This is a genomic window from Cyanobium sp. Aljojuca 7D2 (genome assembly GCF_024346415.1).
GTDB lineage: Bacteria > Cyanobacteriota > Cyanobacteriia > PCC-6307 > Cyanobiaceae > Cyanobium_A.
Genome location: NZ_JAGQCX010000005.1, coordinates 117,384 through 129,476, shown reverse-complemented (window position 1 = coordinate 129,476; position 12,093 = coordinate 117,384). Strand labels below are relative to the sequence as shown.

Below are 12,093 nucleotides of genomic sequence, written 5' to 3'. Positions count from 1 at the left end.
CAGCAAGGCGACGGCAAATCGTGTGCGTTGCTACAGGGGCACCCCCGGGTGATCCTTAGGGTCCGGCCACTTGCCTAAGCCACGATGGTTGGCGCCACCCACGGATTCAGCCGTACCGCCGCCACCCCATCGACCGGGGCCCCAGGGGTGGTGGCCGGCATGGGCAGCGCTGGCCAGGCCAGTCCCACCCTGCTGGAGGTGATCCGCGGGCTGGCCGGCAGCAGCGTCGAGACGATCGAACGGGGCAAAACGATCTTTTTCCCCGGCGATCCAGCCGAACGGGTGTACCTGCTGCGCCGCGGCGCGGTGCGGCTCTCGCGCGTCTACGAATCCGGCGAAGAAATCACCGTGGCCCTGCTGCGGGAAAACAGTCTGTTTGGGGTGCTGTCCCTGCTCACGGGTCAGCGCTCAGACCGCTTCTATCACGCAGTGGCCTTCACCAGGGTCGAGATGGTGACCGCTCCAGCCACCTCGGTGCGGCGCGCCATCGAGCAGGACGCCAGCGTCGGGCTGCTGCTGCTGCAGGGCCTCTCCTCACGGATCCTGCAAACCGAAACGATGATCGAAACCCTCACCCACCGGGACATGAGCTCGCGGCTGGTGAGCTTTCTGCTGGTGCTCTGCCGCGACTTCGGCGTTCCCAGCAGCGAGGGCATCACCATCGATCTGCGCCTGTCCCACCAGGCCATCGCCGAAGCCATCGGCTCCACGCGCGTCACGATCACCCGCCTACTGGGGGATCTACGCAACGACGGCCTGGTGCAGATCGACCGCAAGAAAATCACCGTCTTTGACCCGATTGCCCTGGCCAAACGCTTCAGCTGAGCGCTTCGGCTGAGGGGCAGGGATACTGGGGCCCGTTCGCAGACGCACGTGACCGGCTGGCTGCTGATCTTGGCGCTGCTGACCCTGGGGGGAGTGCTCTCCACCCTTGGTGACCGGCTGGGCAGCCGGGTTGGCAAGGCGCGCCTCAGTCTGTTCAAGCTGAGGCCCCGACGCACCGCGGTGTTGATCACGGTGCTCACCGGCAGCCTGATCAGCGCGGTCTCGCTGGGGCTGATGCTGCTGGTCAGTGAGCGCCTGCGCACGGGTCTGTTCGAGCTCGATCGGCTGGAGGATCGTCTGCAGAGCAGCCGTCGCCAGCTGGCCAGCAGTCAGGCCCAACTGGCCACCAGCCAGCAAGAGCTCAACCGGGCCGAACAGGGGAAACGGGATGCGCAACAGCGGTTCGAACAGGCCCAGGCCCGGGCCAATCAGCTGCGTCAGGAACTGGCTCCGCTGGTTGCCCAACGCAACAGCCTGGAGGTGGAACGCACCCGGCTCAGCCGTGAGGTGCAAGCCCGCGACGCTGACATCCGCCGCACCGAAACCGAACTGGCCCAGGTGCACCGCCGCATTGCCGCAGGCGCCCAAGAACTCAAGGATCTGGAGAGCAACCTGATTGCCCTGCGCCGCGGCGATGTGGTGATCACCAGCGCTCAGACCTTGGCCAGCGCCAAGGTGACCCTGGAGCGGCCCGAGCAGGCAAGCTCCGTGATCACGGCCCTGCTGCAGCAAGCCAACCTCACCGCGTTCCGGCGGGTGTTGCCTGGCCAACCGGTCGACCGCCAAATCCTGCTGGTGCCCAAGAGCGACATCGCCAAATTGGAAGGCCTCCTGGCCAAACCCGGCAGCTGGGTGGTGAGCATCCTGTCGGCCGCCAACGTGTTGCGGGGTGAGCGCCAGGTGCTCGCCTTCCCCGACCTCCGCCCAAACCGGGCTGTCGTCAAGGCCGGCGAGGTGTTGGCCAGCACCACCATCGAAGGCGACCTCAGCAGCCTGGAAGCGATCAATCGCCGGCTCAACCTGCTGTTGGCGGCGGCCTATGCCAAGGCCCAACGCCAGGGCACCGTTGCGGAGGGCCTGCAGTTTGATGCGGCCCGTTTGAGCCAACTGGGCCGCGATCTGAGCGAAAGGCCAGCGGGCCAGGTGGCGCAACTGGAAGCCTTGGTCGTGCGCGATGCCGACACCCCCGACCCGATTGCGGTGGACGTGCGCTGGCTGCGACCTGGCGCGCCGGCCGGCGATGGCCCAGGCCCCCGACGGCCATGACGGCGGGCTTGATCGCGGGGCTCGATCCCGGCCGCAGCAAATGTGGCCTGGTGCTGGCCGATCTAGCGCAAGCCCTCGTTCTGGAGGCGGCGATCCTGCCCCCCGAGGCAAGTCGGGCCCAGCTCCAGGCCTGGCAACACCAGGGGCTGACCCGGGTGGTGGTGGGCAACGGCACCAGCAGTGGCACCTGGCGCGGCCAGCTGGCCGCACTGGCCCTGGAGCTGGAGCTGGTCGACGAGCACGGCAGCACCCTGGCCGCCCGCGATCGCTACTGGGAGCTGTATCCAGCCAGCGGTTGGTGGCGGCTGCTGCCGGCAGGTCTGCGGCTGCCCCGCCGCGACATCGACGATGTGGTGGCCCAGCTGTTGGTGGAGCGTCACAGCGGCTTACGGCTGCAGCGGCCCACTCCGGAGGTGCGCCGCTGCCTGCAGGGCCTCAGAAGCGAGCCCGCACCGTGAAGGCATAGTCGCCTCCTGGCTCCAGTTGGTAATCCACCTTGAGCAGATAGCGCAGCAGGGCGTCCTGGATCAGGGCCCGGCCCAACGACGGCTCCACGCTGAGCTCACCGCGATCGAAGGCCCAACGAAACCTCCACTGATAGCCACCGGCGCTCACCTCCCCCTCCAGCACCCGCTGGCTGAAGCTCTGGTGCAGCACCCGCAGCTGGGCCGTGGTGGAGGGAAGGCGCGCCATGGCGTCAGGTTGCCGCGCCTTCCGGCTGGAAACTGTTGAGACGGTTACCGGCTCGCTCCAGCCCGAGGCGCTGGATCAAGCCGATGCCGGCCTCCACCTCGGCCAGCACCGCCTCAAGCAGGGGCTGCTCGGCCGCGCTGAATCGCCCCAGCACGTGGCCCACGGTGCGGGCGCGGCGTTCAGCCGGGTCGTGGCCCGGAGCGCCAATGCCGATGCGCAAACGCGGGAAGTCTTGGGTGCCCAGATGGCTGATCGTGCTGCGCAGGCCGTTATGGCCGCCGGCACTGCCAGAGGCCCGCAAGCGCAACTTGCCGAGGGGCAGATCCATGTCATCCACCACCACCAGCAGCTGGGAGGTCTCCAAACCAAACCAGTCGAGGGCGGCCCGGATCGAGCGCCCGCTGTCGTTCATGTAGGTCTGGGGCATCAACAGCCGCAGGCGCATCGCCCCCTGGCCCACCTCCGCCAGCAGACCATGCAACTTGGGCTGCTGGCGAAACGCGACGCCCCCGGCACCGGCGAGTCGCTCCAACGCCATAAAACCAACGTTGTGCCGCGTTGCGGCGTATTTGGAGCCAGGATTGCCCAAGCCCACCAGGAGCTGCAACGGCGCAGCAGACTCCGGAAAACCTGAGCTCACGACAAATCAGGCCGCCGGACGCGCATCCGACGGACCATCAGGCTGGGACGTCGAATCAAGGACCTGGGCCGTTGGCGCCGGCTCGACGCTGGCAGGAGGTAGATCGGCGGATGCCAGATCAGGGGTGGCGATGGCTGAGCGAAATTCCTTTTCGAACTCCGAGGAAGCCGACTGGAACCCTTTGAGGGTGCGCCCCAAGGTTTTCCCCAGCTCTGGCAGACGCTTCGGCCCAAACACCAGCAACCCGATGGCAGCAATCACCGCCAATTCGGGAAGGCCGATGCCGAAGACGTTCATGGGAGAAGGGGTTGGGGCGGAGCGATCAGCGCCGGCTCAGCGCCGGCTCAGCGCCGGCTCAGCCGAGGCCATTCCAGTTGACGGTGATGCCCTCAAGCAGGAGCGACTTGTTGTACAGCTGCAGGATCACCAGCAGGAACACCAGGAACAGCACCATGAAGATGCCCATCACGGGCGTGGTGCCCCAGCCGGGAACAACCTTGCCGTACTCCGAATTGAGTGGGCGCAGGATGTCTCCGAGGCGGGTGCGTTGGGCCATGTCTTCTGCAGCCTCTCGGGCATGGATTCGCTCTCGTTACTGTAAGGGGCCTGCGTGCCTCAGCGCGCCGGGGCGAAGACAGTTGTGACGCAACCCGTCACCTGCCCGCCCACCGGCCCGCCGATCTCCCCCTATGGATCCCACCGCCACCACCAGCTCTCCGGCCCTGTCCGTGGCCCTCGCCGTGCTGGCAGTGCTGCTCGCCCTGACCGGCTTCGGGGTGTACCAGGCATTCGGCCCGCCCTCCAAGGGACTCACCGACCCCTTCGACGACCACGACGACTGAGGCTCAATCTCAGGCTGGCCGAATCCGCCAGAACCCCAGGCTCCAGGGCATCAGCAACCAGGGATCCCCTCCAGTCGCCTGGGCACGCAACAGCGGTTGATCCAGGCCATCCAGGCGCTCCACCAGCTGCCAGGCGCTGCCGAGCTCCACACGGCGGCGGGCAGGGGAACAGTTCTGCACGGTGAGCACCAACGTCCCACACTCTCCCGAAGGCCGGCAGCCCAGCAGCAGCAGCCCCTCGCCCAGGGGTGGGAAAGCCTGACGCCGCCCGGGCCGGCCCTGGGCCACCACCGGACGCAGCCAGAGGGGCTCGCGGAAGTCCACGGCCTGCTGGGGCACCTGGGCGGGGCTCCAGCCCGAGGAGCAGGGCAGCAAGGCCAGCCGCAGGCGCTGAAAGCCATTGTCGGCGCCGGGATCGGGCCAAGTGGGAGCCCGCAGCAGCGAGATCCCCAGCTGCTCCGGGCTGGCCGACACACCCTGGGGCCCGTCGAGCAACACTGCCAAGCCCTCACCGCCGGCCGCCACCGAGGCCAGCCAACTGATCGCCGGCACCTCCCAGCGGGCCTGCTCCCGGGGAGTCACGGCCTGGGCGGGCCGCTCCAGCACTCCGCCGGACGTGTCGGCGGCCCAGCGCTGGGCGGGCTGGGCCAGGGGCACCTCCAGACGCAGCAGCTCATGGCGCTGGCGCCAATCGACGCTCAGCACCAGCTCCAGCCAGGGGGTATTGGCCAGCAACCGCCCCTCGAGCCGCACCGCACTGGCACCACAGCGGCCCCGCCACAGAAAACTGGTGCAGAGCGGCCCCTGCTCCAGCCAGATCGGCTCGCCCTGCCAAGCCCAGGCCAGCGGATGGTCGCGGTAGTTGGCGGCGATATCCCAGGCATCCCAGAACTCGCCCCGATCGGCGTAGCGGCGCCAGGCCAGGGGGCCCGCCAGCTGGGGCTGACCCGCGCCATCCCAGAGCTGCTCCAGGCCCCCCGGGCCCAGCGCGAAGCTCACCAGCCCATTGCCGCAGCGCCAGCCCTCCACCCACACCGGCGCCTCTACCGCAGCTGCGGGCGCCGCTCTGCGCTCCAGGGGCAGGGCCCCCACCCCCGCCAGGGCGGGCAGCTGCAGCCACTGGCCACCAGCCCAGGCCGCCTGGGCCGGCAGGCCGCTGCCGCCGTGGTTCCAGGCGCCCGGCGGCATCCGCAGGGTGCGGGCACGGGCCGGCAGGGGCTGCAGCTGGGCGACCCACCAGTCCGATCCGCCCCCCAGCCAGGTGTGCAGGGCGCGATCCCGCTGCCGGCAGGCATTGCGGCGGGCCGCGCGCCACTGAGGCTCGGCCTGCTCAAACACCTCCGGAATCGAAGTGCCGGGGAGGATGTCGTGGAACTGCTGAAACAGCAGCGGCCGCCAGTCGGCAGGCTCCGCTTCAACCAGGGCCCCTGAGGCGCCGGCCAGAGCCTGAGCCAGATCCCCCTCCCGCAGTAGCCGCTCCAGGGTGCGGTTGTGGCGCTTCTGGTCTGGCCGCGAGGTGGCGCAGCCGCGGTGCAGCTCGAGATAGAGCTCATCGCGCCACACCGGCAGCCGGGGGGCCAAGGGCTCAAGCGCGGCCAGGTAGGCGCGAAGGCTGCCGTGGCACTGCGGCGCGGCCTCCGGTTGCTGCTGCCAGAGCTGCAGCTGCTCGAGCATTTCAGCCGTGGGGCCACCGCCGTGATCGCCGACCCCCGGCAACCAAAGCGCCTGATCCACGCCACTCGCCCCCTCCCAGGCCAGCCGATAGCGCTCCATCGCCACCGGATCCCCGTCAGTGCCGATCGGGGCGGTCATCAGGGCCAGCACCTCGGATCCGCAGCGGCTGCGCCAGCGAAACAGCCGGTGGGGGAACGGATTGGTGGCGTTCCAGAAGAGTTTGTGGGTGCAAAACCAACGCACACCGGTGCTGTGGGCAACTGCAGGCAGGCCAGCCGCAAACCCGAAGCTGTCGGGCAGCCAGGCCAGCGGATGCTCCAGCCCAGGAAACCTGGCAGCGCTGTCGTGCTGGCCCAGCTGGAACTGGCGCAGCAGCGAGGCGCCGCTGATCAGCACGCAGTCGGTCTCAACCCAGGGGCCATTGATCGGCTCGAAGTGGCCGGCGGCCACCGCCTGCTGCAGCCGGGTAAACAGGGCCGGCCTGTTCTGCTCCAGCCAGGCGTAAAGGGCCGGAGTGGAATGGCCGAAGTGCAGGTGCTCGAAGCGCTCGATCAGATCGAGGGCTGAGGCGAACGTGCGCTCGGCGGCCTGCCAGGTGTCGGCCACCGGCCACAGCCAGGCCAGATCCAGATGGGCATGGCCGAGCACATGGAAACTGCCCGCCAGCGGCTGCCCCGCCCGCATCTGGGCCAGCTCGGCCTTGGTCTCGGCCAGCAGAGCCGCCGGATCAGCCGGATCCAGGGGTTCGAGCTCCAGCCGGCTTTCGATCAGGGCGCCGTCGTCGTGCCGGGGGCTGCGCAGCCGCAGCTCGAGCTGCAGCACCTCTCCTTGCCACCAGCTCTCGGGCAGCAGCCAACGGCAGGCCGTGTCGAACAGGTCGCCGGCATGCACGGGCTGGCCGTTCACCCGCAACTCCACCTGGTCGGCCCACCAGCGCAGCACCAGTCGCGCCTGGGCCACCGGCGCCGGAGCCTGCAGCTGCCGCCAGTCCTGTGGGCAAGCCAGATCCAGGGTCAGCTGCCGCCACTGGCCGCCGCGAGGCCAGATCACCAGCCTCCGGGCCGCCCAATCGGGCCGATGCCGCGCCCCCCAGGGGTCATCCAGGGCAGGCCCCAGCGAGCCATCCGCCTGGTGGCAGCTCCAAAGTGGCTGCAGATCCCAACGGGAACGAGACGGAGGCGAACGTGACTGAAACGTTTCAATCCGCAGGGGCAGCCCTGGTGCAGGGGCCTCAGGCATCGTTGGATGGCAAGCCGAGTCCCATAGGATGATCCCGCTGCCGCGGGGTCGACCAGGCCCACCAAGGCGCCTGTCACTCCCTGTCACCCGCTCGCCGTTCCCCAAGGCCGAACCATGCTAGCCCTCAAGATCTCGGTTTATTCGGTCGTCTTCTTCTTTATCGGGATCTTCGTGTTCGGCTTCCTGGCCAGTGACCCCAGCCGCACCCCGAGCCGCAAGGACCTCGAAGACTGACCCCGCAACGGACGGACGATCAAATCCCTATGGGATGATCGCGGCCATCGGGTGATTGGCGCGGGAACAGTGGCAGACGTGCGTTCCCGACCTCCCCAAGCCGGCCAGCTTCACCAGCGGTTCTGGGCTCGATGATCCGGACTTTGCGTCTCATCCTCAAGGCCGGGTTCCGGCCTGGCCAGTTCTGCTGGCAGCGGGCGTCGGCAGTCCTTCCAGCCCTTCTGCTGCCGGCCCTGTTCAGTCCGGCCACCCTTGCGGCCGAAGAACTCCGAGACCCAGGCGAGCGCTCCATTCCCGCGGCGCCCACCGCTCGAGCCACGCAGGCCTCAGGCATCGTGGTGGTTCGGGCCGACCAGCAGGGTTACGACCAGCAGCTCGGCCGGTTCGTGGCCAGCGGAAACGTTGAAGCCCGGTTCAATGGCTGGCGCCTCCTGGCCGATCGGGTGGAGCTGGCGGAAGGCAGCCGCAGCGTCTACGCCTCTGGCCAGATTCGTCTCACCAAAGGCGATCAATACCTGCAGGCGAGCCGTCTGCGCTACAGCGACTGGGAAGGCACTGGCGAGATTGAGGATGTCTATGGCGTCATCGACCAGGACACCCTCGCCCAGGATGTCAACAGCCCCAAAGCAGCCCCTGGCGCCACAGCACCAGGTCCCGCCTTCGCCTGCCCGCCGCTGAGTGCCAGCCCCAATGCCCGATCACTGGTGCGGCTCTTGCCGCCCGGTCGCATCAGCCAGCCCACCATGCCAGCCCCAGCCGGCTGCCCCGGCAGCGAACTCTCCCAGCGGGTTTTGCCCCTGAATCGGGCGCTGGAATCGGTGGCTTTCGGCCCCCCCCATGCTGGTGGGCCGCCCAACCCTGAGCCAATCCCGTCGTCTGCCGCCCTGCCTCCGACAGCTCTGGATCTGGATCGCCCCGCCGCGGTCGATTCCCGCGTGGCCAACGTGAGGTTCCAGCAGAGCTGGAGCACCAGCATCAAGGTGGACCTGGCGGCCGTAATCGACACCACCGATTCGCTCAACCGCAACGGCCAGGGTTACCGACCGACTTCCAACAAAGGCGGCACGGTCAGCCGCATCCGCTTCCAGGGCTCCCAGATCCGAATTCGGGGCAACCGCTGGACAGCCGAGGCGATGGCCTTCACCAATGATCCCTTCACCCCGGCCGGCTCCTGGACCCTGGCGCGCAAGGTGGTGGCCGTGATGGATGAGCGGGGTGTCACGCGCATCAGCAGCCGCAGCACCCAGATCCTGCTCGACGGCAAAGTCTCCTTGCCGGCCATCACCAACACCACCATTGGCGAAGAGGAAGCGCGATTTGCCTTCGATACCGACAAAGAAGACCGCGATGGCTTTTACATCGGCTACAACCTGGAGCCGATCAAACTGGGTCGGCGCGGCAGCCTGCAACTGCAACCTCAACTGATGGTGCAACGGGCCCTTGAGGGCCGCACCAGCAGCTTTGTGCTGCCGGGTGAAAGCCTGGCCAGCCCCACCGCCGAGCAGGGGGCGACCTTCGGCGACATGTTCGGCCTGCTCGCCGTCCTCAACGTGCCCATGGGCTGGGTCTCCCTTGATGCCGACGCCAGCCTGTCCACGTTCGATCCTGAGAATTTCCGCTCCGGCACCCGCAGCACCACGCGTCTGAGCGCTCCCCTGAGTCTTCCCGGCCATGACAGTGCCAGCGCTGCCCTGTTTGGCGCCTACCGCGAACGCATCTATAACGGCAGCCTGGGATTGCAGACCGTGGTGTATTCCTACGGAGCCAATCTTGCCGGCACGGCAGTTTTCAATCGCCAAAAACCAGGCGCAGCAACCGAAGGCGAAGGCCTAGATCAAGGCCAGAACAAAAACCAAGGCCAAGCCAAGGCCCCGTTTTTCGGCCCCGTCAACTTGAACTGGGCAGCCCAATCAGGCAATTACCAGGCCGAGTTGTACCAGACCAACACACTGGATACCCTTTGGCGCAGCTATGCCAATTTGGCGATCGGCAGCACCTTGCAGCTCTGGCAGGGAAGCGCCCTCGACGCCAGCGACGACCCGAAACGGGGCCTCCACTATGCCCCCAGCCCTGTGGTTCCCGGCCTAGGCATCGACTTCGGTGCCAGTGGCTACCTGGCCAGTTACAGCGACGGCTCCAACCAGAACACCCTCACCCTCTGGGGCGGCCCCAGCCTCACACTCGGCCAGTTTGACAAGCCCTTCCTGGATTACACCCGCTTCTCCGCCTCGATCGCCGGCACCTTCCTAGGCGGCGCCAGCCCCTTCGGCTTCGATCGAGCGGTGGACCTGCGCACCCTCAGTTTCCAAGCCGCCCAACAGATCTACGGACCTTTCGTGGTCGAGGCCGGCGCCACCTTCAACATCGACAACGGCTCAGAGTTCTACGGCGATGTTTCCTATTCCTATGTGGAAGTGAAGCTGCAGCGCCGCTCCTACGAGCTCGGGGTGTATTACAGCCCCTACGACGGCATCGGCGGCATCCGCGTCAAGCTCAACGACTTCAATTTCACGGGCACCGGTACCCCCTTCGTGCCCCGGCCTAGAAACCGTTGAGATAGGGCAGGGCCCCTGCGGTGCGCTCCAGGTGGGCGCCATGGGCCAACAACTGGGAGGTGGCATCCCACTGTCCGGTGAGCAACATCTGCCGAGGACCGGCCTGGAGCTCGAGCTCCCACAGGCGCCCGTCGGGGGCCTCCAGGGCGGGAGGGTCGAGCGACAGCCGCAGCTCCTGATCGGGAGCGGCGGCCAGAGCCGCCTGCAGGTTCAGCACCACGTCGTGGGCGGCAGTGAAGCAGGGAATACCCAGGGCCAGACAGTTGCCATAGAAAATCTCGGCAAAGCTCTCGCCAACCACGGCACGAATGCCCCAGCGCATCAAGGCCTGGGGGGCATGCTCGCGGCTGGAGCCGCAGCCGAAGTTGCGGTTCACCACCAGCAGCGAAGCCCCCTGCACCTCTGGACGATCAAAGGGATGGGGGCCGGTCGGGGCCGCAGCCAGTTCGACCCGATCGTCGGCGAACACCTGCTCACCCAGGCCATCAAAGGTGACGCACTTGAGAAAACGGGCCGGGATGATCCGGTCGGTGTCGATGTCATCGCCGGCAACGACCACGGCACGGCCGTGGAGCCCGGTGATGGGGCCCATGGGGAACGAGGGGCTGCTCATGGCTGCGGTCACGGCGTGATCAGGGGGCAAGGAATCAGGAGAAGCGGAGCGGAACGCGCGGGGATCGGCTCAGGCCGGCAGCAGCTCACGCACGTCGCGCACTTGGCCGGCGATGGCCGCAGCTGCCACCATCGCCGGACTCATCAGCAGGGTGCGGCCCGTGGCCGAACCCTGACGGCCTTTGAAGTTGCGGTTGCTGGAGCTGGCGCTGATCTGACGGCCTTCAAGCCGGTCGGGGTTCATGGCCAGACACATCGAACAGCCGGGCTCACGCCACTCGAAGCCGGCGGCGATGAACACCTGGTCGAGGCCCTCCGCTTCCGCCGCGGCCGCCACCTGTTCACTGCCCGGCACCACAAAAGCCTTGATGCCCGGAGCCACATGCCGGCCCTTGGCCACCGCCGCCGCGGCCTGCAGGTCGGAGAGGCGGCCATTGGTGCAGCTGCCGATGAAGCACACATCCACCGGCGTGCCGGCGATCGGCGCCCCGGGCTGCAGATCCATGTAGCGGTAGGCCTCCTCGGCCAGGGGGCGCTCATCGGGGGCGATGTGCTCCAGGGTGGGCACGGCTTCATCCACGCCGATGCCCTGGCCCGGGGTGATGCCCCAGGTCACCGTGGGGGCGATGGAGGCCGCATCGAAACGCACCTCATCGTCAAACACAGCCTCAGGGCCGCTGGCCAGGCTGCTCCACCAGGCCACGGCCCGCTCCCAGGCCTCGCCGCTGGGGGCATAGGGGCGGCCCTGGAGATAGGCGAAGGTGACCGCATCGGGGTTGACATAGCCGCAGCGGGCGCCGCCCTCGATCGCCATGTTGCAGAGGGTCATGCGCTCCTCCATCGACAGGGCGTCGATGGCCGGGCCCGCGAATTCATAGGCGTAGCCCACGCCGCCCTTCACGCCCAGGGTGCGGATCACATGCAGCACCAGATCCTTGGCATAAACGCCCGGCTGCAGCTGGCCATCCACCCAGATGCGCCGCACCTTGAGCTTGCCCATCGACAGGCTCTGGCTGGCCAACACATCGCGCACCTGGCTGGTGCCGATGCCGAAGGCGATCGCGCCGAAGGCGCCGTGGGTGGAGGTGTGGGAATCGCCGCAGGCGACAGTCATGCCCGGCTGGGTGAGGCCCAGCTCGGGGGCGATCACGTGCACGATGCCCTGGCGACCGCTACCCAAGCCGTGAAGGGTGATGCCGTGCTCAGCGCAGTTGGCCTCCAGGGTGCCGAGCATCTCCTCGGCAAGGGGGTCAGCGAAGGGCCGCGCCTGGGACGTGGTGGGCACGATGTGATCCACCGTGGCCACGGTGCGCTCGGGATGGCGTACGCCGAGGCCCAGATCCTTCAGGGCAGCAAACGCCTGGGGGCTCGTCACCTCATGGATCAGGTGCAGACCGATGAACAGCTGGGTGGAGCCGCCGGGCAGCTCAGCCACCTGATGCAGATCCCAGACCTTGTCGTAGAGGGTGCCGGCGCTCACGGATGACCCGTTCGACTGACGAACCAGCCTAGA

13 protein-coding genes are annotated in these 12,093 nt (G+C 67.8%); 6 read left to right on the top strand and 7 right to left on the bottom strand.

The genetic code is table 11. The features are described 5' to 3' along the window. Nucleotides 1-84 precede the first annotated feature (84 nt). From ntcA to KBY57_RS07270, 3 genes are read left to right on the top strand one after another with little or no spacing between them, the layout of a single operon-like run. Nucleotides 85-825 carry a global nitrogen regulator NtcA gene (gene ntcA / locus KBY57_RS07280; RefSeq protein WP_094559154.1) on the top strand — a complete coding sequence of 247 codons (741 nt, stop codon included), beginning with the start codon at nucleotides 85-87 and terminating at the stop codon, nucleotides 823-825. A gap of 48 nt (nucleotides 826-873) precedes the next feature. Then, on the top strand, nucleotides 874-2,091 hold the full coding sequence (locus tag KBY57_RS07275) for a DUF3084 domain-containing protein (RefSeq protein ID WP_254995205.1): 1,218 nt from the start codon (nucleotides 874-876) through the stop codon (nucleotides 2,089-2,091). Then, nucleotides 2,088-2,549: a resolvase gene (locus KBY57_RS07270; protein WP_254995204.1), complete on the top strand. Its 462-nt coding sequence runs from the start codon at nucleotides 2,088-2,090 to the stop codon at nucleotides 2,547-2,549. Before KBY57_RS07275 ends, KBY57_RS07270 begins: the two co-directional genes overlap by 4 nt. Here the strand turns inward: KBY57_RS07270 and KBY57_RS07265 are convergent. The 4 genes from KBY57_RS07265 to psbH are packed head-to-tail and all read right to left on the bottom strand — an operon-like array spanning nucleotide 2,527 to nucleotide 3,980. Then, nucleotides 2,527-2,784, bottom strand: coding sequence for a DUF3146 family protein (locus KBY57_RS07265; RefSeq protein ID WP_094559151.1), 258 nt, complete (start codon nucleotides 2,782-2,784; stop codon nucleotides 2,527-2,529). The two genes, KBY57_RS07270 and KBY57_RS07265, sit on opposite strands and share 23 nt — an antisense overlap. 4 nt (nucleotides 2,785-2,788) lie before the next feature. Then, nucleotides 2,789-3,424 carry an aminoacyl-tRNA hydrolase gene (pth, locus tag KBY57_RS07260; RefSeq protein WP_254995203.1) on the bottom strand — a complete coding sequence of 212 codons (636 nt, stop codon included), beginning with the start codon at nucleotides 3,422-3,424 and terminating at the stop codon, nucleotides 2,789-2,791. A 6-nt stretch (nucleotides 3,425-3,430) separates the two neighbouring features. After that, complete coding sequence (locus tag KBY57_RS07255; protein WP_254995202.1) at nucleotides 3,431-3,721, bottom strand: TatA/E family twin arginine-targeting protein translocase; 291 nt, start codon at nucleotides 3,719-3,721, stop codon at nucleotides 3,431-3,433. A 58-nt stretch (nucleotides 3,722-3,779) separates the two neighbouring features. After that, on the bottom strand, nucleotides 3,780-3,980 hold the full coding sequence (gene psbH, locus KBY57_RS07250) for a photosystem II reaction center phosphoprotein PsbH (RefSeq protein ID WP_190388692.1): 201 nt from the start codon (nucleotides 3,978-3,980) through the stop codon (nucleotides 3,780-3,782). Between the two features lie 133 nt (nucleotides 3,981-4,113). Here psbH and psbN point away from each other — a divergent pair, with 133 nt between their 5' ends. Next, on the top strand, nucleotides 4,114-4,266 hold the full coding sequence (psbN, locus tag KBY57_RS07245; RefSeq protein WP_094559147.1) for a photosystem II reaction center protein PsbN: 153 nt from the start codon (nucleotides 4,114-4,116) through the stop codon (nucleotides 4,264-4,266). Nucleotides 4,267-4,275: 9 nt separating this feature from the next. Here psbN and KBY57_RS07240 read toward each other — a convergent pair whose 3' ends face one another. Next, the gene (locus KBY57_RS07240; protein WP_254995201.1) at nucleotides 4,276-7,179 is read right to left on the bottom strand and encodes an alpha-mannosidase; all 2,904 of its coding nucleotides are present in this window, start codon (nucleotides 7,177-7,179) and stop codon (nucleotides 4,276-4,278) included. 114 nt (nucleotides 7,180-7,293) lie between these two features. Here KBY57_RS07240 and KBY57_RS07235 point away from each other — a divergent pair, with 114 nt between their 5' ends. Next, the gene (locus tag KBY57_RS07235; RefSeq protein WP_006172424.1) at nucleotides 7,294-7,413 is read left to right on the top strand and encodes a photosystem II reaction center protein I; all 120 of its coding nucleotides are present in this window, start codon (nucleotides 7,294-7,296) and stop codon (nucleotides 7,411-7,413) included. Nucleotides 7,414-7,544: 131 nt separating this feature from the next. Next, nucleotides 7,545-9,968 carry a DUF3769 domain-containing protein gene (locus tag KBY57_RS07230; RefSeq protein ID WP_254995200.1) on the top strand — a complete coding sequence of 808 codons (2,424 nt, stop codon included), beginning with the start codon at nucleotides 7,545-7,547 and terminating at the stop codon, nucleotides 9,966-9,968. Here KBY57_RS07230 and KBY57_RS07225 read toward each other — a convergent pair. Beyond that, nucleotides 9,955-10,581 (bottom strand): 3-isopropylmalate dehydratase small subunit, encoded by a 627-nt coding sequence (locus KBY57_RS07225; RefSeq protein ID WP_254995245.1) that lies wholly within the window; start codon nucleotides 10,579-10,581, stop codon nucleotides 9,955-9,957. The two genes, KBY57_RS07230 and KBY57_RS07225, sit on opposite strands and share 14 nt — an antisense overlap. Nucleotides 10,582-10,650: 69 nt before the next feature. Next, a complete protein-coding gene (gene leuC, locus KBY57_RS07220) occupies nucleotides 10,651-12,060 on the bottom strand; it encodes a 3-isopropylmalate dehydratase large subunit (RefSeq protein ID WP_254995199.1) in 1,410 nt (469 codons plus the stop codon). Nucleotides 12,061-12,093: the final 33 nt, after the last annotated feature.

Bases quoted from the DNA above. Each gene is read 5' to 3' on its own strand.
- ntcA (WP_094559154.1), top strand. From the start codon at position 85: ATGGTTGGCGCCACCCACGGATTCAGCCGTACCGCCGCCACCCCATCG.
- KBY57_RS07270 (WP_254995204.1), top strand. From the start codon at position 2,088: ATGACGGCGGGCTTGATCGCGGGGCTCGATCCCGGCCGCAGCAAATGT.
- KBY57_RS07265 (WP_094559151.1), bottom strand. From the start codon at position 2,784: ATGGCGCGCCTTCCCTCCACCACGGCCCAGCTGCGGGTGCTGCACCAG.
- KBY57_RS07255 (WP_254995202.1), bottom strand. From the start codon at position 3,721: ATGAACGTCTTCGGCATCGGCCTTCCCGAATTGGCGGTGATTGCTGCC.
- psbH (WP_190388692.1), bottom strand. From the start codon at position 3,980: ATGGCCCAACGCACCCGCCTCGGAGACATCCTGCGCCCACTCAATTCG.
- psbN (WP_094559147.1), top strand. From the start codon at position 4,114: ATGGATCCCACCGCCACCACCAGCTCTCCGGCCCTGTCCGTGGCCCTC.
- KBY57_RS07240 (WP_254995201.1), bottom strand. From the start codon at position 7,179: ATGCCTGAGGCCCCTGCACCAGGGCTGCCCCTGCGGATTGAAACGTTT.
- KBY57_RS07235 (WP_006172424.1), top strand. From the start codon at position 7,294: ATGCTAGCCCTCAAGATCTCGGTTTATTCGGTCGTCTTCTTCTTTATC.
- KBY57_RS07230 (WP_254995200.1), top strand. From the start codon at position 7,545: ATGATCCGGACTTTGCGTCTCATCCTCAAGGCCGGGTTCCGGCCTGGC.
- KBY57_RS07225 (WP_254995245.1), bottom strand. From the start codon at position 10,581: ATGAGCAGCCCCTCGTTCCCCATGGGCCCCATCACCGGGCTCCACGGC.